16 protein-coding genes and 2 pseudogenes are annotated in these 21252 nt (G+C 72.0%); 10 read left to right on the top strand and 8 right to left on the bottom strand.

Annotation, left to right across the window (positions count from 1 at the left end; all coding sequences use genetic code 11):
* Positions 1-174 precede the first annotated feature (174 nt).
* Genes ABZ453_RS32155 through ABZ453_RS32145 form a run of 3 tightly spaced genes read right to left on the bottom strand, consistent with a single transcriptional unit; the run spans position 175 to position 2236 of the window.
* The gene (locus ABZ453_RS32155) at positions 175-1095 is read right to left on the bottom strand and encodes an NAD(P)-dependent oxidoreductase (protein ID WP_359020414.1); all 921 of its coding nucleotides are present in this window, start codon (positions 1093-1095) and stop codon (positions 175-177) included.
* Between the two features lie 54 nt (positions 1096-1149).
* Complete coding sequence (locus ABZ453_RS32150; protein ID WP_359020412.1) at positions 1150-1926, bottom strand: GNAT family N-acetyltransferase; 777 nt, start codon at positions 1924-1926, stop codon at positions 1150-1152.
* A 52-nt stretch (positions 1927-1978) separates the two neighbouring features.
* Positions 1979-2236, bottom strand: coding sequence for a hypothetical protein (locus ABZ453_RS32145; RefSeq protein WP_359020416.1), 258 nt, complete (start codon positions 2234-2236; stop codon positions 1979-1981).
* Between ABZ453_RS32145 and ABZ453_RS32140 the strand changes: the two are divergent.
* From ABZ453_RS32140 to ABZ453_RS32125, 4 genes and pseudogenes are all read left to right on the top strand, one after another.
* Positions 2117-2553 (top strand): annotated as a pseudogene (locus ABZ453_RS32140) (nucleoside deaminase). The gene ABZ453_RS32145 and the pseudogene ABZ453_RS32140 sit on opposite strands and share 120 nt — an antisense overlap.
* Positions 2554-2681: 128 nt before the next feature.
* Positions 2682-6968: an aminotransferase class I/II-fold pyridoxal phosphate-dependent enzyme gene (locus tag ABZ453_RS32135; RefSeq protein WP_359020411.1), complete on the top strand. Its 4287-nt coding sequence runs from the start codon at positions 2682-2684 to the stop codon at positions 6966-6968.
* 7 nt (positions 6969-6975) lie between these two features.
* Positions 6976-7704: a class I SAM-dependent methyltransferase gene (locus ABZ453_RS32130; protein ID WP_359020410.1), complete on the top strand. Its 729-nt coding sequence runs from the start codon at positions 6976-6978 to the stop codon at positions 7702-7704.
* Positions 7705-8214: 510 nt separating this feature from the next.
* Positions 8215-9789: an alpha/beta hydrolase gene (locus ABZ453_RS32125; RefSeq protein WP_359020409.1), complete on the top strand. Its 1575-nt coding sequence runs from the start codon at positions 8215-8217 to the stop codon at positions 9787-9789.
* 21 nt (positions 9790-9810) lie between these two features.
* Here ABZ453_RS32125 and ABZ453_RS32120 read toward each other — a convergent pair whose 3' ends face one another.
* Positions 9811-10236, bottom strand: a complete 426-nt coding sequence (locus ABZ453_RS32120) for a MarR family winged helix-turn-helix transcriptional regulator (protein ID WP_359020408.1) — start codon at positions 10234-10236, stop codon at positions 9811-9813.
* 66 nt (positions 10237-10302) lie between these two features.
* Here ABZ453_RS32120 and ABZ453_RS32115 point away from each other — a divergent pair, with 66 nt between their 5' ends.
* Positions 10303-10725: a PaaI family thioesterase gene (locus ABZ453_RS32115; protein WP_359020407.1), complete on the top strand. Its 423-nt coding sequence runs from the start codon at positions 10303-10305 to the stop codon at positions 10723-10725.
* A 19-nt stretch (positions 10726-10744) separates the two neighbouring features.
* Here the strand turns inward: ABZ453_RS32115 and ABZ453_RS32110 are convergent, their stop codons facing one another.
* On the bottom strand, positions 10745-11440 hold the full coding sequence (locus tag ABZ453_RS32110) for an alpha/beta hydrolase (RefSeq protein WP_359020405.1): 696 nt from the start codon (positions 11438-11440) through the stop codon (positions 10745-10747).
* Positions 11441-11616: 176 nt separating this feature from the next.
* Here ABZ453_RS32110 and ABZ453_RS32105 point away from each other — a divergent pair, with 176 nt between their 5' ends.
* Both ABZ453_RS32105 and ABZ453_RS32100 read left to right on the top strand, forming a co-directional pair.
* Complete coding sequence (locus ABZ453_RS32105; RefSeq protein ID WP_359020403.1) at positions 11617-12714, top strand: chemotaxis protein; 1098 nt, start codon at positions 11617-11619, stop codon at positions 12712-12714.
* A gap of 72 nt (positions 12715-12786) precedes the next feature.
* Positions 12787-13268: pseudogene (locus tag ABZ453_RS32100) on the top strand (hypothetical protein).
* 19 nt (positions 13269-13287) lie between these two features.
* Here the strand turns inward: ABZ453_RS32100 and ABZ453_RS32095 are convergent.
* Positions 13288-13701 carry an SsgA family sporulation/cell division regulator gene (locus ABZ453_RS32095; RefSeq protein ID WP_359020401.1) on the bottom strand — a complete coding sequence of 138 codons (414 nt, stop codon included), beginning with the start codon at positions 13699-13701 and terminating at the stop codon, positions 13288-13290.
* A 415-nt stretch (positions 13702-14116) separates the two neighbouring features.
* On the opposite strand from ABZ453_RS32095, the gene ABZ453_RS32090 reads away from it, so the two are divergent.
* The gene (locus tag ABZ453_RS32090; RefSeq protein WP_359020399.1) at positions 14117-15547 is read left to right on the top strand and encodes a SpoIIE family protein phosphatase; all 1431 of its coding nucleotides are present in this window, start codon (positions 14117-14119) and stop codon (positions 15545-15547) included.
* Positions 15548-15565: 18 nt separating this feature from the next.
* Here the strand turns inward: ABZ453_RS32090 and ABZ453_RS32085 are convergent, their stop codons facing one another.
* Complete coding sequence (locus ABZ453_RS32085) at positions 15566-17056, bottom strand: hypothetical protein (RefSeq protein ID WP_359020397.1); 1491 nt, start codon at positions 17054-17056, stop codon at positions 15566-15568.
* A gap of 255 nt (positions 17057-17311) precedes the next feature.
* Between ABZ453_RS32085 and ABZ453_RS32080 the strand changes: the two genes are divergently transcribed.
* Together ABZ453_RS32080 and ABZ453_RS32075 are read left to right on the top strand one after the other, a co-directional pair.
* Positions 17312-18454 carry an aminoglycoside phosphotransferase family protein gene (locus tag ABZ453_RS32080; RefSeq protein ID WP_359020395.1) on the top strand — a complete coding sequence of 381 codons (1143 nt, stop codon included), beginning with the start codon at positions 17312-17314 and terminating at the stop codon, positions 18452-18454.
* Between the two features lie 264 nt (positions 18455-18718).
* Positions 18719-20695: a peptidoglycan recognition family protein gene (locus tag ABZ453_RS32075; protein ID WP_359020393.1), complete on the top strand. Its 1977-nt coding sequence runs from the start codon at positions 18719-18721 to the stop codon at positions 20693-20695.
* 10 nt (positions 20696-20705) lie between these two features.
* On the opposite strand, the gene ABZ453_RS32070 is transcribed toward ABZ453_RS32075, so the two are convergent.
* Positions 20706-21203 (bottom strand): hypothetical protein, encoded by a 498-nt coding sequence (locus tag ABZ453_RS32070; RefSeq protein ID WP_208781660.1) that lies wholly within the window; start codon positions 21201-21203, stop codon positions 20706-20708.
* Positions 21204-21252: the final 49 nt, after the last annotated feature.

The raw sequence follows: 21252 nt of genomic DNA, 5'->3' as shown, positions 1-21252 counted from the left end.
CCGCCGATGCGGCTCCCCTCGACGATCGGCGGGCCCACCGCCTCGACCGTGCGCCCCGAGCGGGAGAGTCGGGCGCCGGGAGGCTCTCCCCCGTGTCAGGTTCCCAGCCGCGGCCTTGCGTGGCGGGGGGCCGTTCGGCCTCCGACTCCGGTCCGAACGGCCCCGGTCGGCGGGTCACCGCTGTGCGGCCAGCGCTGCCAGACCGTCCCGGCAGGACGGGTGCACGGGCGTCCAGCCCAGCTCCCGCTCCGCCTTCGCCGAGGACACGCGCATGTTCGTCGCGAACATGGTGTGCGCGTAGGACATCGGTCGGGTCAGCCACCGCGGCACGGTCATCGGCCTGGGCAGGCCGAACTCCTCGGCCACGCACCGGACATGGGCGCGGAAGCCGAACGGGGTCCGGTCGGTGATGTTGTACGCCTGACCGGCCCGGCCGTGCTCGACGGCGGCGACGACCGCGCGGGCCGCGTCGGTGAGCTCGATCCACGGCAGCAACCGTCCGTGGTCGGCGGGAACGGGCAACTGCCGCTTGCGCAGCATGGGCAGGATCGCGTCGGTGCCACCGGGACCGTAGAACAAGCCGAAGCGCAGCGAGATGCCCGCCAACCCGGCGGCCTCGAAGGTCAGTTGTTCCTTGACGCGCATGCCCTCGACATGCCGCTGAAGCTCCGGGGTGGTGCCGCGCGGACCGAACACGTCGTCCTCGGTGATGACGTGGTCGCCGAAATCCCCGTAGCCGTAGCCGAAGACCATCGACTCGCCGATCAGGCGCCGGGCGCCGGTGGCCTGTGCGGCCTCGACGAGATGGGCGGTGCCCTCGGTGCGCAGCGCGTCGGTGGCGTACATGTCGCGGTGGCGCATGGGCGCCTTGCGCAGGGCGGTCGCGGCATGGATGACGGTGTCGAAGTGCTGCCCGTCGACGGCGCGCAGCAGCGCGTCGCGGTCCATCAGGTCGGCCCGTATGCCGTTCGCAGGCCCGCGCCCGAGGCCGGTGACCTTGTGGCCCGCCTCGGTCAGCGCGCGCGTGATGTGACCGCCGAGGACACCGCTGGCGCCCGCGAGGAGGATGCTCTGGCTCTTCTGGTTCGTCGTCATGCCCCTGCGACGGATCGCACCGCCGCGGATGTGACATCCGGTCCCCGGGCCGTCCTAGGGCATGTAGGTGTATGGCGTCGTCGTGGTCAGGGGCTCGAAGCCGAGGCGTTCCAGGATGGGGCGGCTCTGGCTGGAGGCGTCGACCTGGAGGTAGCGGTAGCCGCGTTCCACGGCGGCGCGGGCGCGGTGGGCGACCAGGGCCCGGTAGACACCCCGGCCGCGCCAGCCCTCCACGGTGCCGCCGCCCCACAGCCCGGCGAACCGGGTGCCGGGCACCAGCTCCATCCGGGCCGCGCTCACCGGTTCGTCCCCGGCCAGCGCGACGACGGCGACGATCGTGTCCGGCTCCCCCGTCAGCCGGGCCAGCAGCTGGTGCCGCAGCCGGGAGCCGTCGGTACCGAAGGCCTTCTCGTGCACGTCCGCCACCAGGTCGACGCCGGCCGCGTCGGTGACCGGCAGCAGGCGCACGCCCTCGGGCGGCCGGGCGTCGAGGTCGAGGGCGGCGACCTCGGCGATCATCAGCGTCTCCTCGGGCTCGGCCGTGAACCCCGCGCCCCGCAGCCGCTCCCCCAGGTCCACCGGCAGGTCGTGCCCGTACAGCTTCCACTCGAACCGGCGGCCCAGCCCGGAGAAGTAGGCGATCTGTCCGGCGATCACCTCGTCTGCGTTCGTCTCCTCCAGGTCGGACCACACGACGCCGTTCCAGCCGCGCGCCGAGGAGACCTGGCGGACCACGCCGCCCACCCGTTCCACTCTCGCGTCGGGGCTGTCCGGCTGCGCCCCCTCGCGCATGTCCCGGTCGAAGAGGGCGAGCACCGCTGCGTGATCCATGTGATCACTCCAGCACCGGGGCGCGCGCCCGGCAACCGCTTTACGCACCCAGCTACGCCGCCGCACCGGGCGGACTTTCCAGGCCCGCCGCGTCGCGCCTGGGCTGTCCGCGAAGATCGCCGCAGGAGGAGAGCCGTACGTCATGGTCGTGGGGGACGCCGAACTGCCGTATCGGCGCCGATGTGTCGAGCTGGCGGAAGAGGCGCTGGAGGCCGGGGACGAGCCGTTCAGGTCGGTGCTGGTGGGAGCGGACGGCACCGTGCTCGCCGAGGACCACGACCGGGTGGCCTCCGGCGGCCGCACCCGGCACCCCGAGTTCGAACTGGCCCGCTGGTCGACGGCCCGGCTCCCCCCGAGGAGCGGGCGTCCGCCACGGTATACACCTCGGGCGAGCACTGCCCGAGGTGCGCGGCCGCGCACATCGGGGTGGGCCTCGGCCGCATCGTGTACGTCGCCTCCTCGGAGCAACTCGTCGGCTGGCTGAAGGAGTTGGGCGTGCCCGCGCCGCCGGTGCGCACACTGTCCGTCAACGAAGTGGCACCGGGTGTAACGGTGGACGGGCCGGTACCGGAGCTGGCCGGGGAGGTGCGCGCCCTGCACCGGCGCTTCTACCACCGGGACGCCTGAGGCTCGAACCCGTCCGAGATGCAGCCCCGCGTCAGGGGTGCCTACGATCTGGGGGTACCACACCAGACGGACCGCCAGGTCTCCTCCCGCAGGGGAGGCGTTTGCCTTTGATGCCGACACAACGGCTAATGGCCGCTCATGGCACACTGGTTGCCGCCGCCACAGTCGTGTACATGACAGTTCCGGCGGCACGCGCGCCTCTGTGGGCCCTCATCGGCCTTTCCAGCGCCCTGGCCGTGGTGGCCGGAAGCCAGATCAACCGACCCGCCCACCGCTGGCCCTGGTGGGTGCTGGCCGCCGGATTGATCACTTTCGTCGCGGGGGACACGTACTACAACGTGCTGGAGCAGTACTTCCACGCCTCCAACCCCTTCCCCTCTCCCTCGGACGCCAGTTACCTGGCCACCTATCCCCTGTTCGCGATCGGCCTGTCCGGTCTGGTGCACTACCGCTGGTCGGGCCACGATCTGCCGAGCCTGCTGGACGCGATGATCTTCACGGCCGCCCTGGCCCTGCCGGTCTGGGTCTACCTGGTGCAGCCGCTCACCCAGCTGGACGGGCTGACCTGGCAGCAGCGGGCCATCAGCATCGCCTACCCCCTCGGTGACGTACTCGTCCTCGCCCTGCTCGCGCGCCTGCTCACCCTGAGTTCGGTCGACGGCCACAACCGGTCGGTGCAGCTCCTGGTCATCGGGACAGTCACCCTGCTCGGCTTCGACATCGCCTACGGCATCCTGCAGCTCAACTCCCTGTGGCAGACCGGCACGGCACTCGACGCCGGCTGGATCATCTTCTACACGGCGTGGGCCCAGGCCGCGCTGCACCCGGACATGGCCCAGCTGACCGCGGCCGAACCCCAGCGGCGGGCTCTGCCGGCGCCCCGCCGACGCCTGCTGCTCCTGGCCGCGGCGACACTGATCGCGCCGGGCATCCTGCTGTACGAGGGGCTGACGCGTACGGCCCACGACGCGTCCGTGATCGCCGCGTTCTCCGGCCTGCTCTTCCTCCTGGTGATCCTGCGGCTGTCGGCTCTGGTCGTGGCCCACCGCAGCGCCGTCACCCGGGAACTGACCCTGCGCCGGGCGGCCGCCTCGCTGGTCTCGGCGGTACGGCCGGGGCAGGTAGCCCAGTCCTGCGAGGCGGCCGTCGACCGGCTGCTGGGCACGGCCGTCGGCCACCGGACGCTGCTGCTGCCGGCCGAGCGGGCGGCGGAGCTGGCGCAGTACCACGGGCGGGTCGTGACCGCCCGCGAGCTCGACATCGACACCGGGCCCGATGCCGCCGACACCGTCCTGGTGTGCCTGACGATCCCGCCCGACCGTCCCTACGGCGACGTCCCGGGCGTGCTGCTGGTCGCCGGACCGGTCGGCCCACTGAGTGAGACCCGCGGCTCCCTGGAGATCCTGGCCTCGCACGCGGGCCTGGCCATGGAGCGGGTCTCCCTGCGCCAGGAGATCGTCCGCAGGGAGAGCGAGGCGTACTTCCGCACCCTCGTGCGCAACACCTCCGACGTCATCCTCATCGTCGAGGACGACGACACCATCCGCTACGCGAGCCCCTCGGCCGCCGGCGTGTTCGGCACCGCGGACGTGGTCGGCGCCCCTCTGCCGGACCTGGTCGACCCCCGCGACCGCAACCGGGCGGTACGCGAGCTGCGGGCCGTGCGGGAGTCCGGGCCGCGGGCCACCCACGACCACTGGTGGGTACGGCGCCACAACGGCCGGGTCGAGGTGGAGGTGCGGTGCAGCGACTTCCGGGACGAGCGGACCGTTAACGGCCTGGTGGTCACCCTGCGCGACGTGACCGAGCAGCGCCGGCTGGCGCACGAGCTGACCCAGCGCGCCTTCCACGACTCGCTGACCGGTCTGCCCAACCGGACCCTGCTGCTGGAGCGGATGGAACGCGCCCTGCTGCGCGGACGCCGCGAGTCCTCCCTGACCTGTCTGCTCTTCATCGACCTCGACGACTTCAAGCTGGTCAACGACACACTCGGGCACTCGGCCGGCGACCATCTGCTCGTCTCCGTCGGCAACCGCCTCTCCAAGACCCTCAGGCGCACCGACACCGCGGCCCGGCTGGGCGGCGACGAGTTCGCCGTGCTGATGGAGGACGCCCGTGAACCCCTGGACGCGGAGCTGCTGGCCGCCCAGGTGATCCAGACCCTCACCCGGCCCTTCCACGTCGCCTCCGAGTCGGTGACCGTCTCGGCCAGCGTGGGCGTGGCCACGGCCCGGGACAGCACCGACGCGGAGGAACTGCTCGGCCACGCCGACCTCGCGCTGTACGCGGCGAAGGCGGCCGGTAAACGCCAGTGGCGCCGGTTCCAGCCCCTGCTGCACACCCGGATGGTCGAGCGGCACGACCTGCAGAGCCGGCTGGCCCGCGCGGTCGAGGGCAACGAGTTCGCCCTGCGCTACCAGCCGGTCGTGGACATCACCGCAGGCGAGGTCGTCGGCTTCGAGGCGCTGATCCGCTGGCCGCAGGCCCTGCCCCGGCCGGTGCCGCCGGAGCAGTTCATCTCGATGGCCGAGGAGACCGGGCACATCGCCGTGCTCGGGGCGTGGGTGCTGGAGAACGCGGTCAACGACATCGCCGGACTGCAGAAACTGCCCGGGCCCGCCGTCCCGCCGTACGTCAGCGTGAACGTCTCCGCACGCCAGTTCCGTGACGTGGGCTTCCTGGACCAGGTCGACCAGGCCCTGCGCACACCCGGCCTGGCGCCCGGTTCCCTGCAGCTGGAACTGACCGAGACCGTGCTGCTGCGCCGCGACACCCAGATCCAGGCCGTGCTGCGCTCCCTGAAGGAGCTCGGGGTGCACATCGCGGTCGACGACTTCGGGACCGGCTTCTCCTCACTGCGCTATCTGCGGGACTTCCCCCTGGACGCGCTGAAGATAGACAAGACCTTCATCGACGACATCACCCGGGACGCCCAGCAGGTGGCGCTCGTCGAGGGCATCGTGCGGATCGCCGACACCCTGGGACTGCAGGTGATCGCCGAGGGCATCGAGGACCAGGCCCAGCGCGATCTGCTGGCCGGCATGGGCTGCCGGTTCGGGCAGGGCTTCCTGTTCGCCCGCCCGATGACGGTTCAGCAGAGCGAGCGCGTGCTGCGACAGCACCAGGGACGGTGCCCAGCACCCGCCGTCGCCCCGGGACCGGCGCGCGTCCCGGCCGCCCGGACCGAGGACGGGGAGCGGCGGGCGGCGCGGTGGGCGGACCTCGAACATCTGCGGCGGACCAGCCCGATGAGCGACGCGGTCCTCGACGAGGTACGCGGCCGGCACATCCGCAGCCGCGGCCACTGGCTGATCGACTTCGCGTCCTGCAACTACCTGGGCTTCGACTGGGACCCGGAGATCATCGACTCCGTGGAACCGACGGTGCGGCGCTGGGGCACCCATCCCAGCTGGTCCCGCCTGCTGGGCAGCCCGCGGCTGTACCCGGACATCGAGGAGCGGCTCGCCGGACTGCTGGGTGCCCCCGACACGCTGCTGCTGCCGACGCTCACCCTGATCCACTCGTCCGTGATCCCGATCCTGGCCGAGAGCGGCCATGTCTTCGTGGAGGCGACGGCGCACCGCACGGTGTACGACGGCTGCCTCGTGGCCCGCGGCCAGGGCGCCACCCTGCACCGCTTCCACGCCGAACGGCCCGACGAACTGGAGGCCCTGCTGGCCTCGGTGCCGGCGGGCCTGCCGCGGCTGGTGTGCCTCGACGGCGTCAACAGCATGAGCGGCAACATCCCCGACCTGCCCACGCTGGCCTCGGTGTGCCGGGCCGGGGGCGGGACGCTGTACATCGACGACGCGCACGGTTTCGGGGTGATCGGGGAGCGCGGGCCGCTCGAGCCCTGTCCTTACGGCTCGCGCGGCAACAGCATCGTGCGGCACACCGGTGAGTCGTACGACGGGATCGTGCTGTGCTCCGGGTTCTCCAAGGCGTACTCGTCGCTGCTCGCCTTCCTGGCGCTGCCGACCGAGCTGAAGAACCGGCTCAAGACGGCCGCGGGTCCGTATCTGTACTCCGGCCCCTCTCCGACCGCCTCCCTGGCGACCGCGCTGGCCGGGCTCGACGTCAACGAGCGCCGCGGCGACGCGCTGCGCGCCGATCTGTACCGCCGCACCGCCCGGGTCCTGGAACACCTCGACGACCTGAACGTCGGCACGCTCAACCGGGACCGGCTGCCGATCATCGAGATCCCGCTGGCGAACGCGGACGACCTGGACGCGGTGGCGGACTTCCTGTGGAACGAGGGCATCTATGTGACGCTGGCCTCGTATCCCCTCGTACCGCGTGACCGGGTGGGGTTCCGGATCCAGATCACGGCCCTGAACTCGGACGAGGACATCGACGTGCTGACCGGCGCGCTCAGTCGGCTGGCCGCGCGCTTCCCGTTGAAGGCGAAGGGCTGAGCCGGCCGTGACCACGCACAACGACGACGTGGACTGGGACCGGTGGCCGATCGCGGACTACCTCGCGGAGAACTACCGGGACCTGCATCCGTCGGACGCCGCGGTCATCGCCCACCACTCGGAGTTCTACCGGCGGCTGGCACCGGGCTGTGTCGAGCGGTCGGTCGAGTTCGGCGCGGGGCCCAACCTCTACCCGCTGATCCTCGCGTCCGCCGCGAGCCGCCGTATCGAGGCGGTGGAGGCGGGGGCGGGCAACGTCGCCTATCTGGAGCGGCAACTGCGGCACGGGCCCGACGCGAGCTGGCTGCCGTTCCACGCGCTGTGCCGGCGGCTCAATCCGGACATCCCCGCCAAGCTGGCGGGAGCGCTGGCGTATGTCGACGTCGTCCACGCCGACGCGCGCGGGATGGAACCCGGGGCGTACGGCCTGGCGTCCATGCACTTCGTCGCGGAGGGCGCCACGGAGGACCTCGCGGAGTTCGCCGACTTCTGCCGCGCCTTCGTGCGCTGCGTCGCACCGGGCGGGTATCTCGTGGCGGCCTTCATGGAGAACATGCCGACGTACCGCATCGGCCCGGCCTCCACCTGGCCCGGCTGCCCGGTGAGCCCGGAAACGGTCACCAAGGTCTTCACCCCCCTCACCCAAGCCCTGTCCGTCACCCGCATAGACACCGACCCGACACTCCCGGACTACGGCGACTCGGGAATGGTCCTGCTGACGGCAAGGGCCCGCTGAGCCGGCTGCTCCGGCGTGCGGGACCGGCACCGGCCCCTGACCTGCCGTTCCGGCAACGGCGCGGCGACAATTCGGCGAGCCGACGACCCAGAAGAGACACCGCGACGGCCACTGCCCCGGGAACCCCGAGGCACGGTGCCCCCTCGGCGAGCCGACGGTTCGGACGCGCGGAGCGATGCCGGCCCCCTGACCCACGGTCTGGCTCCGGCACGGTGACGATTCGCCGAGCCAACAATCCAGAAGCGACACCACGACGGCCACTGCCTCGGGAACCCCGAGGCACGGTGACCCCTCGGCGAGCCGACGCTCTCGACGCGCATCGGCCTTTCACCCCGTCGAGCGGCACGGTTGTCGAACCAGCCGTTAAGCCGTCCGATCACTGCCGGCGCGGCCGGAGCGTACGGCACCCCGGACACTCCCGCCCGTGCGGAGGCGCGCGTTCCGGCGTCCGCTTATCGTGATCGAGGGTGCCGTTCTCCCGGTCCGCGACGGGCGCCCATGGAGGCATCGATGCTGGCCAAGCTGTCGACGCGGCCCGCGGTGCGGCGCTGCGCGGTGACCGCGACCGCCGCCGCGACCCTGCTCGCCGCGGGACTGCCGACGGCCGCCGCCGAACGCACCGGCCCCGACCTGTCCCGCTTCTACGGGCAGCAGATCCACTGGACCCGGTGCAAGGGCGCGGACGTGCCGACGGATCTGCAGTGCGGCAAGATCACCGTGCCGCTCGACTACGCCCGCCCCCGCGCCGGCACGCTCGATCTCGCGCTGGCCCGCTACCGCGCGACGGGCCCGAAGCGCGGCTCGGTCCTGCTGAACTTCGGTGGCCCGGGCGGGGCGGGCGTGAGCGAACTCGCGGGCGGCGGCAAGGACTTCATGGGCCTGACGAACGCCTACGACGTGGTCACGTTCGACCCGCGCGGCGTCGGCCGGTCCTCCCCGGTCAGCTGCGGCAACGGTGTCGACGAGGCGGCGGTCGCGGAGGCGGGCGACCCGGACCTGGCCCATCCGCAGGGCGTGCTGCGGCAGTTGCGCAAGGCTGCCGCCGAGTGCGCCAGGCACTCCGGGCCCGTCCTGCCGTACATAGGCACGATGTACGCCGCCCGCGACCTGGACGTGATGCGCCAGGCCCTGGGCGACAAAAAGCTCAACTACCTCGGCTTCTCCTACGGAACCCGGCTCGGCGCCGTGTACGCGGCCCAGTTCCCCAAGAAGGTCGGCCGGTTGGTCCTCGACGGTGTCGACACACTCACCGAACCGATGTCCGAGCAGGGCATCGCGGGCGCCGAGGGACAGCAGACGGCGCTGGACGACTTCGTCGACTGGTGCGTCAAGGACATCGCCTGCCCGCTGGGCCAGGACGCCCGGCGCGCCGGTGAGCAGGTCGTGCAGCTGGTCCACTCCCTCGACGAGGACCCGGTGTCGACCGACCTGGGCCAGCAGTTCACCGGCCAGGACCTCGTGGGCGCCATCGGACAGGGCCTGTACAGCGAGGAGTTGTGGCCCTCGCTGGAGCGGGCCCTGGCCCAACTCGTGGAGGACGGCGACACCCGCGGCGTCATGGCGTTCGCGCACGGCGGTTTCTCGCCCGCCGCACCGCACGCGGGGGACGGCGGCCTGGTCGACGAGGACGACATCCCGCTCGACAATCTCCCCGCGGCGCTGATGGCGATCAACTGCGCCGACGATCCCGACCGCCCCAGCGCCGAGCAGCTCACCAAGGACCTGGCCCGGCTCCGGGCCCAGTACGAGGAGGCCTCCCCCGTCTTCGGCCGCTACCGGCTCACCCAACTGCTCATGTGCTACGGCCGCCCCAAGGGCACCGACTACATCCGCGACAAGGTGCGCGACCTCCACTCCCCCAGGATGCTCCTGGTCGGTACCCGCGGAGACCCGGCGACCCCCTACCGGTGGACCGTGGAGACCGCGAAACGGCTCGGCTCCTCGGCCGTGGTCCTCGACAACAGAGGCGAGGGCCACACCGGTTACGGCTCCTCCAAGTGCGTGCACCAGAAGGTCGACGACTTCCTGCTCTACGGCTCCCTGCCCCCGAGCGGCAGCTCGTGCGGGGCGGACGAGGACACCTGAGGAGGACGCCTGAGGAGGACGTCACTCGTCCCAGTGGGCGAGGCGGTGCAGCACGCCGGCCGTGTGGAGAAAGCCCTCCTCGCCGAGGAGGGACCGCAGTTCGGCGTTGAAGGCGTCGATCTCCGGTTGCGCGGTCCGCAGGGCGTCCGCGCCCATGTCGGTCAACTCCAGCACCACGGCCCGGTGTTGACGCGGATGCGGTCGCTTGCTCAGCAGGCCCGCGGAGCTGAGGCGGGTGACCAGCGCGGTGATGGCGGACTCGCGCAGCCCGAGGGTGCGGGCGAGTTCCTGTTGGGTGGTGCCGGGCCGGTCCCGCACGGCGAACAGCGCCCCGAGCTGGGCCGTGGTGACTCCGGCCGCGGCCACGCAGCGCCGGTCCGCCGTGGTGCGCAGCCGGTGTGCGGCGCGTTGCAGCAGGAAGAACAGTCGCTGGTCGGGCTCGGACATGGGCCGATGTTGACAGAGGACACCGTTGCGCGCCACTCTCACTTCACTGGTGAACTGAGGCTGGAGGTGAGCGCGGCGATGGATCTTGAGCTCGCTCGGAAGACCCTCGCGGCGCAGCCCTTCAGCCGTCTGCTGGGCGCCCGTCTGACGGCGTTCGGGGACGGTGAGGCCACGCTGGAGCTGGACATCCGCGAGGACCTGCTTCAGCAGTACGGCTTCGTCCACGGCGGGGTCCTGTCCTACGCCGCCGACAACACGCTGACGATCGCCGCGGCCACGGTGGCCGGCCCCGGCCTGATCACCTCCGGTTTCACCATCGACTACCTGCGTCCCGCCACCGGCGAGATCCTGCGGGCCCATGCCCAGGTGATGCGGGCGGGCCGGACCCGGATCGTGTGCCGCTGCGACCTGACGACCGTCGGCGGAGCCGGGGCGCGGACCCTGTGCGCGGTGGCACAGGGCAACATCGCGGTGACCGGGCCCCGCTAGGGATCGCGCCGGTTCGGCATCAAGCGGCACCGCCGAGTTCGACGAGGTGCCGGGCCGTGCCGGCCGGGTCGACCAGCTGGTGGAGGTGGGCGCCGGGCAGGTGGGCCACCCGCCAGCCACGTCCGCGCGCCTCGGCGGCGAGGTCGTCGTACGGCGGTCCGAACAGCAGGTAGGAACAGGGGTGGTCCTCCCAGCCGGCCGGGACCGGGATGCGCTGCTCGTAGTAGGACAGCGGCAGGGCGGGCTGTTCCTGGACGACCGCCTTGCGCACCTCGGGATCGGGGAGCATCGGCGCGACGTCCGCCTCGTCCCACCAGTCGGTCCAGCGGGGCAGTCTGCCGCCGACCGCCATCGGGCGCAGGAAGTCGAGCAACTCCGGTGACGCGACCGGGGTTGCCCCGCTCCGGGCCGGCAGCGCGGCGTCGACGAAGACCGAGGCGGCGACCGGTCGCTCGAGACCTGCGCGGATCGTCGGGAGGAACAGGCCCGCGTTGCTGTGGGCGACCAGCGTGACGGGGCTGTCCGCCGGGACCTGCCGCAGGTCGTCACGGACGGCGGCGGCGACGCGCGGCCAGAAGGGCGGGCCACCGGCGCCGACGTGCAGCAGGGACGGCACCCGTACCTGATGGCCCGCGGCCGTCAGGTGGTCGGCCACCGGACGCCAGGTCGAGGGGCCCACGGACGGACTGTGCACGAGAACGAAGATCGACGGCATGGGACGATCCTGTCCCTCCTGCCGGACGGGGCGCGAGGACCTTGGCCGACAGCAGAACGCGACCCGTCCCGCTGCCGCCCCGTTCACCCACCCTGTTCATCCACCCCGTTCATCCCGTTCGCCCGGCCCCCTTGTCCCTAATGCCCCATCCGCGAAACGGTCCTATGGTGCTTGTTATGGAGCACGACCTGAGTCCCACAACCCTGTCCGAGCTCCGGCGCCCGCGGCCCTATCCGGCCGTGTCCGTGCTGACGCCGACGCATCGTCGGGAGCCCGACAACGCCCAGGATCCGGTCCGGCTGCGCAATGTGGTGGCCGCGGCCAAGAAGCAGCTGGAGTCCGATCCCGCGGTCACCCGGGAGCGTCGCTCCGACGTCGTCCACCAGCTCGACCAGGCCCTCGCCGAGGTGGACCTGGCACACGCCGAGGACGGTCTGGTGATCTTCGCCGCTCCCGGTGAGCACCAGGTGTGGTCGCTGGCCCGTGCGGTGCCGGAGCGCGTGGTGCTCTCCGACACCTTCCTGACCCGCAACCTGGTCTCCGCGCAGGCCGCCGAACGGCCGTTCTGGGTGCTGTCGGTCTCCGCCGACCGGGTCACCCTCTGGAGCGGCGGCACCGACCGGGTCACGGAGGACCGCTCCGGCGGCTTCCCGATGACCAGAAGCCCCGAGAACTTCGACGCCGAGCGCCAGGAACGCATCGGCGACATGCCGAGCACCTTCCGCGACGAGGGCACCCGGCACTTCCTGCGGGAGGCCGACGCGGCGCTGGGCATGCTGCTGCGCGAACAGCCCCGTCCGCTGTACGTGACCGGCGAGCAGGCCGCCCTGTCGCTGCTGGACGAGATCGGCAGCGCGACCAAGGAGGCCGTGCACATCCCGCACGGCGGTCTCGCGCACGGCACACCCGAGGCGGTGTGGCAGGCGGTACGGCCGATGGTCGCCGCCGAGGCCCGCAAGGGCACCGACGCCGTTGCCCGCGAGCTGGAATCGGCCCGCAGCCGCAAGGCGTTCGCGGCCGGCGTCGACGAGGTCTGGCACAGCGCCCGCGAGGGCCGGCTGCGACTGCTGGCCGTCGAGGAGAACTACCGCGTCACGGTGAGCGATGTCCTCGGCGACCACCTGGTCCCGGCCGCGAGCGCCGACCTCGACGCCCGTGAGGACCTCGTGGACGAGATCGTCGAGCAGTGCCTGGAGACCGGCGCGGAGGTCCGCTTCGTCCCGGACGGCACGCTCGGCGACGCGCACGGGATCGCGGGCGTACTGCGCTACTGAACGGCCGTACCGACTGCCTCCCTTGACGACCATGAAAAACCCTGGCCGTCGAGGGAAGGCAGCCGACCGACCGTGTCTGAGGTGCTCGGAGTGGCCGTCCTGGGTGCGGGCCACATGGGTGCCGACCATACGACGCCTCGACCGGGTGGTGAGCGGAGCCAGGGTCGCTGCGGTCGCGGATCCCGATGCCGGCCGAGCCGAGGAGGCGGTGGCGGGCATAGACGGGGCCTCGCTGCACACGGATGTGGCGGGCGGGCGCTCTCGCGGGCAGCGCTCGGATCGGCGGCGGGCACGCGATGCGCGTCACCGCACGGGGCACCGAGGCCCGGAAGGTGCCGCAGGACTACCTCGTCCGGTTCGCCGACGCCCACGACCGCGAGGTGCAGAGCCGGGGCGACGCCACCCGGCATGACAGGGGCACCGGTCCGAGCGCCTGGGACGGCTGCGCGGCCTCCGTCGTCGCCGAGGCCGGGGTGGGGGCGCTGGAGAGCGGCGCCCGCATGGCCGTCGACCTCGTTCCGCGCCCGGATCCGTACACCGGGCCCGGACACTGACGCGCGGGAAGGACCCGGCTCAGACGTTGCCGAACAGGGAGCTCAGGCCGCGGTCGACGACCTCGCCGAGGTCCTCCTCGCCGACCCCGACCACGGCGTAGGTGCGCAGCAGGAACCGGCGCAGGGCAGAGGTGTCGAACTGCAGCAGGGCCAGGCCGTAGGGCGAGTGGAGCTCCAGGACCGTACGGGCCCGGCCGCACGGCCAGATGTGCACGTCACCGCCGCCGGTCGGGCCGCGCAGCCCGTCCTCCAGCAGCACGCGGCCGAAGGTCCAGGTGACGCCGGTGCCGTCGAGGGAGACCTGGGGCGGGAAGTCCAGGTGCACGGCCAGCGGGTCCGTGGAGACGTACCGCAGGGTCGTCGGTACGGGCAGCTCCTGCTCGTCGGAGGTGATCAGGCGGCCGCGGGCGGGCTGCTCGAGGGTGATGTCCATGGTCGGTCTCCCCTGCGGTCGAAGGTCGGCCGGTGTGCCGATCTGTTGTTACGACTCCGCAGGCGCCGATCGCATTACGCGGAAGCGCTTTCCAGTTTGTGTGACCTGCGTCACTATCAGTTGAGGCGTGCCGCATGCCGGGCATGCTCGAACAAGCACCCGTCGAACAGGCGACTGAGCACCCGCCCGAGTTCGGCTACGATGCCCCAAGTCACGTACGTCGCCTACGACTTGACCTACCCGGCGCGGTAGGCGATACGCGCAGCCGGACCGGTCCGCGGAGACGCTGGCATATGCCAGAAGCACCACCTCATCGTGTGTTGCCAAATCCCTTACAGCGCGTCGCGGGCTGTGCAACAGTCGTAACGGTCCCTCCGTCCGCCTTGGTCGTACCGTCCCCGCATCGGAGTGCGTCATGCCGTCCCACCTCTCTGCGGATCACCCAGCCGCCCAGCCGCCGGGGCGCGGCTCGGTCGACGCGCTGATATCGCAGACGCGACGGCTGAAGGGCGACGTGGACGCCGTACGGCGGGACACCCACGGCGACGGTTCGGACCCCGAGGAGCGGTGGCAGCGCGCGCTCTGCGATCTGGCGCTGCATCAACTGGACGACCTGGGCGCCCACTTGGCGCAACTACGGGACGGCCCGGCCCCCCTCGCCCCCGTCCAGGAGACGGCCTCCCCCGCCGCTGCCGTGCCGCCCGCTCCCCGGCGCGGCTCGCTGCTCAGCAGGGTCGGCAGCGCCGAATGGAATCTGCTGACCGACGAGGCCAGTTGGTCCGGCGAGCTCTACCAGATCCTGGGCCGCGACCCCGCCGCTCCTCCGCTCACCCTCGACGAACTGCCGTCCATGGTGCTGGACGAGGACCGCGCGAGACTGACGGCGATGGTCACCGACTGTCTCGTGGACGCCAAGCCCATCGACGGGGAGTTCCGCGTCGTACGCCCGGACGGCGAGGCACGGACCGTGCACATGATGGGCGAGCCCGTGCTCGACGCCGACGGCAGCACCGCCTCCATGTGGGCCGTACTGCGAGATGTCAGCGAACTGCGCCGCAGCCAGCGGGCGGTGAGCGAGACCCGTGACTCGCTGCACCGCCACCAGCAGCGCGCACAGACCGAGCACCGGATCGCGGTGGAGCTGCAGGAGGCCGTGCTGCCGCCATGGCGTGGCTCCCTGCGGCTCCCGCACCACGGCCCCGAGACCCTGGACCTCGCGGCCCACTGTCTGCCGGCGTCCCGGAGCGCGCTCATCGGCGGCGACTGGTACGACGCCCTCGAACTGCCCGACGGCCAGACCCTGTTGAGCGTCGGCGACCTCACCGGTCACGGCGTCACTGTCGCCTCCGGCATGGCGATGCTGCTCGGCGCCCTGCGGGGCATGGCGATGGCCGGGACCGATCCGGGCCACCTGCTGTCCCTGCTCAACCAGTTACTCGACGCCACCGTGCAACCCGCCCTCGGCAGCGCCGTCTGCTGCCGCTACCGGCCCGAGACCCGCACCCTGACCTGGGCACAGGCCGGACACCCCGCCCCGCTGCTGTTCCGCGACGGGACGGGGCGCAGGCTGCGGGCACCGGACGGTGTCCTGCTCGGCGCGACCGCCGGTGCCTCCTACGAGCAGACCGAACAGACCCTCGAACCAGGCGACCTGTTACTGCTGCACACCGACGGGCTGGTGCCCGCAAGCAGCCGTGACGAGGCCGTGGGCCGCCTCCTCGACCTGGCCCCACGCTTCGGCGAGGCGCGCACCGCACGGGACTGCGTGCGGACGGTCATGGAGGAGTTCGGTGATGAGACCGAGCGCGAGGACGACGCGTGCGTGCTCGTCGCCCGGGTGATGTAGTACGAGGCGATCGTCCCGCTACACCCGTGCGCTGCCGCCGCCCTTCGTCGGCTTGGGCAGAGCCAGTTTGATCTCCTCACGCAGCTCGTGGATCTTCGGGTAGCTGGAGTACTCGGCGGTCAGCCGGTACATCTGGCGCAGCCGGTCCCAGGTGCGGTGGGAGGAGTTGGATCCCATCGACATCAGGGCCAGCCGTGCGTACCGGTCGGCCTGCTCGGGGTCGTCGGCGATGAAGCAGGCCGACGCCATGGACAGGAAGTCGAAGATCTTCGACCGCTGACGGCCGTCGACCCTGAGTGCCAGGGCCTTCTCCGCGTAGTGCTGGGCGTGCACGGCCGCGCCCGGCTCGTGCTCGGCCAGCGTGCGGTAGGCCAGGGCCTGCATGCCGTAGAGGTCCTCCTCGCGGAACATCTGCATCCAGCTCGGCGGCGGCACGTCCCCCTTGTCGGAGACGAAGAGGTCCTCCGCCTGGCCGAGGGTGCGGCGCATCGCCTGGCCCTTGCCCATGGAGGCCTGCGCCCAGGCCTCGATGGTGTAGAGCATGGCCCGGGTGCGCGGCAGCACCTCCTCGCCGGACCCTGACCGGGCGAGCTTCATCAGGTCGAGCGCGTCGTCGGGCCGGCCCAGGTGCACCATCTGGCGCGCCGCCCGGGAGAGCGCCTCCCCCGCGCGGGGCCGGTCGCCGCCTTCTCTGGCCGCGTGGGCGGCGATGACGAAGTACTTCTGGGCCGTGGGCTCCAGGCCGACGTCGTGCGACATCCAGCCCGCGAGGACGGCGAGGTTGGCGGCGACGCCCCACAGGCGCCGCTGCAGATGGTCGGGGTGACGGTAGGCGAGCATGCCGCCCACCTCGTTGAGCTGGCCCACGACTGCCTTGCGCTGCAGCCCGCCGCCGCGGGCGGCGTCCCAGGCCCGGAACACCTCGACCGAGCGCTCCAGTTCCTCGATCTCCTGCGACCCGATGGGGGCGGCCTCATAGCGGTCGAACCCAGCGGGGTCGGCGTGCAGGGGGTCGTCGAACTGGGGAGCGTCGGCCCTGAGGGCCGGATCGGTGTGCAGCCAGTCGTGCATGGCGCTGCTGAGTGCGGATCCCGCGGTGAGCGCGACACCCGCACCCACCAAGCCGCGTCGGTTGAGCATGAGGTCCATTCCCGTGAATTCGGTGAGGACCGCCGCTGTCCGCTCGGGCGCCCACGGCACACCGTCGGGATGCTCCACGCTCCCGCCGTCCTGCCGTTTCCCCGTACGCCCGTGCCGGACCAGACCGAGGTCCTCGATGGTCACGACACGGCCGAGACGCTCGGTGAACAGAGCCGCCAGCACCCGCGGCACCGGATCGCGGGGGATCTCCCCCGTGTCGATCCAACGCCGCACCCGGGAGGTGTCGGTCGACAGCTGGGGGTGGCCCATGGCCGCCGCCTGCCGGTTGACCAGCCTCGCGAGTTCACCCTTGGACCAGCCGGCCAGGCCGAACAGGTCCGCAAGGCGGGTGTTGGGTTGTCCGCTCACGTCAAGCCCCCAGGTTCTCGGCTGAGTTGACAGTAGCCCTGGGAGAGTTGCCGGGCGACTATTCGCCAGGGTTCGCCAGGGTGCGCCAGATGGTGTGCCACTGGACGACGGGTGTCAGGTAGGAACGCGCCACCCCGACCCGGTTGCCTTTTCGCGAGAACGGCCGCATTCCCCAGGATGCGTCCGGGCGGCCGGGCCGGGCAGCGCACTTGAGCAGACAGGCACAGCAGGCACACGAAGGGATCTGTTTCGCCCATGTACGCAGCATCGTCCTCCGTGTCCGCCCCGCCCCGGTCGCTGTACCCCCGCCCGGCGGGCAGCGGCCCCTACCTCGACCCCGCCGCCCGGCAGGCGGCCCCCGTGCTCGGTGCGGGTCGGCCACGGCGTCCGGCGGGGCTCGGCACCCAACCGCTCAGCGGGAGACTCGACTTGTCCGGCCCCCAGGGCGCCCAGCTGCGTACGGCGATCGCGTCGGTGCACCGCATCTGCCCGGAGTTCGCTCCGGTGCAGGTGCTGCGCCGCAGCGGACGGTCCGTGCTCCTGGTCGGTACGACCGGGCGCAGCACGGCGGTCGCCAAGTGTTTACTCGATCACTCCCCCGCGTGGTCCGAGCGGATCCGGCACGAGATAGCGGCTTACCGCTCGTTCGTCCGGCACCGCCCCCCGGTGCGGGTGCCGAGACTGATCGCGGCGGACCCGGACAACTGCACCCTGGTCATCGAGCGGATGTCGGGACGGGTGGCGGCGCTGCAGCGGCACCCGGCCGAGGCCCCGCCCCGGGCGGACATCAGGGCGGCCCTCGGCGCGATCTGCCGGCTCAACGCCTGGCGACCGCCGGCGGGCACCTTCGACGCCCCGCTCGACTACGCCGCCCGCATCTCCCGGTATCACGAGCTGGGGCTGCTCACCGACCGGGACATGGGGGATCTGCAGAAGCTGCTGCACGGCATCGCGGCGACCGCGGGCCGGCAGGGCATGGGCCAGTTCTGCCACGGCGACGCACTCCTGTCGAACATCCTGTTGTCCCCGGCCGGTCCAGTGCTGGTGGACTGGGAGCACGCGGGCTGGTACCTGCCGGGCTACGACCTGGCGGTGCTGTGGTCGGTCCTCGGGGACGCGCCGGTGGCACGCCGTCAGATCAGCCAGATCGCCCAGTCGGCGGGTCCCGCCTCAAGGGACGCCTTCCTGGTGAACCTGATGCTCGTCCTGACCCGGGAGATCCGTACCTACGAGACGGCCGTGCAGCGTTCGATGCACGACGCGACCCCGGCGGCACCGGGAGTGGCCCACCCGGGTGCTGCGCCGTCCGGCGAGGAGCAACGGCTGCTGCTGCGGCGGCTGCACGACGACTGCCAGCTGGCCCGCAAGGCCGTGCGCGCGGCGGTCGGCACTCGCTGACGGGGACGGCGGTCCGCGGTGCGCCACCGACGGCGCACCGCGGATCTTCGTATGTCCGGGGCCGGTGCGGACACGGCCATTGGTGTGGGCCACTGACGCCCCGCAGGCCCGCACACCGCCCCCGCGAAACTCCGCCACCCTCGTGTTGACATGGGAAATCTCCCGCCTCTGGGCATGATTGACGGATCGTCGGCCAGCGGGTACCACTGACCCACCGCTCGGCCTTGCACGCCCCGTCACGCTCGTCCGTCCCAGGAGGCTGCGTTGAGAGGATCCGTCACCGACCCCGCGTCCACCCCCGGCCACAGACGCGCCCGCACGGCCGCGGGCGCCCTCGCCTCGGCGGCCCTGCTGCTGCCGCTGCTCGGCGCGGCCCCGGCCGCCGGCACCCCCGCGTCGTCCGCGGAGTCACTGCAGCGGGCGTTCGCAGCCGCGGCCGCCGAGTACCACGTCCCGCCGAGCGTGCTGCTCGGCGTCTCCTACCTCCAGTCCCGCTGGGACGCGCACGACGGCGCGCCGAGCGTGAGCGGCGGTTACGGCCCGATGCATCTCACCGACGCGCGCACCGCGCTCGCCGCCACCTCGCACCACAGCGAAGGCACGGAGGACGCCCGCGGCGACGGCGCCCGCCGCGCCCTGCACCCCACCGCCACCGTGCCGGCCGAGTCCCGGCTCCCCGCACGCCTCGAGACGCTGCCGAAGGCGGCCGCACTGACCGGCATCCCGGCCGAGCGGCTGCGTACCGACCAGGCGGCCAACGTCGCCGGCGGTGCCGCACTCCTCGCCGCGGCCCAGAAGGACCTCGGCGAGCCGCTGAGCGGCGACCCGGCGGACTGGTACGGGGCGGTCGCCCGTTTCTCCGGAGCGGACGACACCGCGACCGCGGCCGCCTATGCCAACGATGTCTTCGACGTGCTCCGCACGGGCGAGCGGCGCACCACGGACGCCGGTCAGCGGGTCTCCCTGGCCGCCGAGCCCGGCCTCGCCCCCGACACCGCGCAGATCGGAAGGACGGGCCTGCGCTCCCTGTCCGGCGACGGCACCGAGTGCCCGAAGTCGGTGTCCTGCGAGTGGATCCCGGCGCCGTACCAGCAGTTCGGCGACGACGACTACGGCAACCACGACCTGGGCGACCGCCCGGCCTCGCAGAGCATCAAGTACATCGTCGTCCATGACACCGAGGGCGCCTGGGACGGTGTGCTGAACCTGGTCCAGGACCCCACCTATGTGTCGTGGAACTACACCATCCGCTCCACCGACGGTCTGATCGCCCAGCATGTGAAGGCCAAGGACGTGGCCTGGCACGCGGGCAACTGGTACATCAACGCCAAGTCGATCGGCATCGAGCACGAGGGCTTCCTGGCCGCGCCGGACGCCTGGTACTCGGAGGCGATGTACCGCTCCTCGGCCCGGCTGGTGCGCTATCTGTCCGCGAAGTACCGCGTCCCGCTGGACCGGCAGCACATCCTCGGCCACGAGAACGTGCCCGGCCCGACCACGTCGACCATCCCCGGCATGCACACCGACCCCGGCCCCTACTGGGACTGGCGGCACTACTTCGAGCTGCTGGGCCACCCCTTCAAGCGGACCGCGGGCAAGAGCGGCGCACTGGTGACGATCCTGCCCGACTACGCCACCAACCGGCCGACGTACACCGGCTGTGCCACCTCCGGCGGGCCGTGCGCGGCGCACGGTTCCAGCGAGGTGCGGCTGTACTCCGACCACGACGAGAACTCCACCCTGATCAAGGACGTCGGGCTGCACAAGGGCGGGGACTCCACGATCGACGTCAACGACGTGGGCTCACGGGTCTCCACCGGCCAGCAGTACGCGGTCGCCGGGCACTACAAGGACTGGACGGCGATCTGGTACCTGGGGCAGAAGGCCTGGTTCAAGAACCCGAGGAAGCACCCGACGGCGGTGCCGGCATCGGGTCTCGTCGTCACGCCGAAGGCCGGCCTGGACAGCGTCCCGGTGTACGGACGCGCCTACCCGGAGGCCGCCGCGTACCCGGCGGGAGTGCCGGTCCAGGCGGTGTCCCCGCTGCCGTACACCCTGCCGAAGGGGCAGAAGTACGTGGTCGGGGATCTGGTGCCGGGTGAGTACTACTACGCGGTCACCTTCACCACCGACGCGCACCGGGTCGTCAGGGGCAAGGACCTGTACTACGAGATCCAGTACGGCCACCGGGTGGAGTTCGTCCGGGCGGCGGACGTGCGGCTGCTGCCCGCGGGCAAGTAGGCCAGCCGCGTCAGCCCTGCTGGAAAAGCTCCGCCGGAAGCGGCTTCAGCAGGGCGTACAGGTCGTCGGTGATGGGGCGGTCCCAGGCGGCGATGGTCACCAGGACGTTGTCACTGCGGTCGAACTGGACGCAGGAGATCCGGCTCTCCGACAGCTTCAACCGGCGCACGATCAGCAGGTTGTCGCCCTGCATGACGGGCATGTCCTCGACTCCGACGACGGTGACCTCCTCCTCGTTCTCCAGCGCGAGCAGCAGCTGGGCCACCTCGAAGGGGATCTCGCCCTCGCCGACCTCGCGGGCCGGCGAGCCCTCGGGGAGGTTGCCGATGATCATCGCGGGGCCGCGGCCGCCGAAGAGGTCGTAGCGCAGGAAGACGCCCTGGCAGGTGCCGTCGGGGGCGGGCAGCAGACCGGCGCCGAGGTTGCCGGGCCAGTCGCCCGGGTCCATGGCCAGGACGTCGAAGTCGGGGCCGGCGGGGGTGGCGTTGCGGCGGCGGAGGAACGACATGCGCCCATGGTAATGGGACGAGGGGCCGTACCGCGGGCGCGGGTGCGTA

Origin of the sequence: Streptomyces sp. NPDC005799 (assembly GCF_040630525.1) — a bacterium.
Taxonomy (GTDB): Bacteria; Actinomycetota; Actinomycetes; order Streptomycetales; family Streptomycetaceae; genus Streptomyces; species Streptomyces griseorubiginosus_B.
Note: the sequence above shows the minus strand (reverse complement) of the source record. Positions and strands in the feature narration are given on the sequence as shown.

Coding starts and splice junctions, on each gene's coding strand:
- ABZ453_RS32120 (WP_359020408.1), bottom strand. CDS start 10,236: ATGTCCGAGCCCGACCAGCGACTGTTCTTCCTGCTGCAACGCGCCGCA.
- ABZ453_RS32110 (WP_359020405.1), bottom strand. CDS start 11,440: ATGCCGTCGATCTTCGTTCTCGTGCACAGTCCGTCCGTGGGCCCCTCG.
- ABZ453_RS32080 (WP_359020395.1), top strand. CDS start 17,312: ATGTACGCAGCATCGTCCTCCGTGTCCGCCCCGCCCCGGTCGCTGTAC.
- ABZ453_RS32090 (WP_359020399.1), top strand. CDS start 14,117: ATGCCGTCCCACCTCTCTGCGGATCACCCAGCCGCCCAGCCGCCGGGG.
- ABZ453_RS32135 (WP_359020411.1), top strand. CDS start 2,682: ATGGCCGCTCATGGCACACTGGTTGCCGCCGCCACAGTCGTGTACATG.
- ABZ453_RS32070 (WP_208781660.1), bottom strand. CDS start 21,203: ATGTCGTTCCTCCGCCGCCGCAACGCCACCCCCGCCGGCCCCGACTTC.
- ABZ453_RS32150 (WP_359020412.1), bottom strand. CDS start 1,926: ATGGATCACGCAGCGGTGCTCGCCCTCTTCGACCGGGACATGCGCGAG.
- ABZ453_RS32095 (WP_359020401.1), bottom strand. CDS start 13,701: ATGGACATCACCCTCGAGCAGCCCGCCCGCGGCCGCCTGATCACCTCC.
- ABZ453_RS32125 (WP_359020409.1), top strand. CDS start 8,215: ATGCTGGCCAAGCTGTCGACGCGGCCCGCGGTGCGGCGCTGCGCGGTG.
- ABZ453_RS32155 (WP_359020414.1), bottom strand. CDS start 1,095: ATGACGACGAACCAGAAGAGCCAGAGCATCCTCCTCGCGGGCGCCAGC.
- ABZ453_RS32105 (WP_359020403.1), top strand. CDS start 11,617: ATGGAGCACGACCTGAGTCCCACAACCCTGTCCGAGCTCCGGCGCCCG.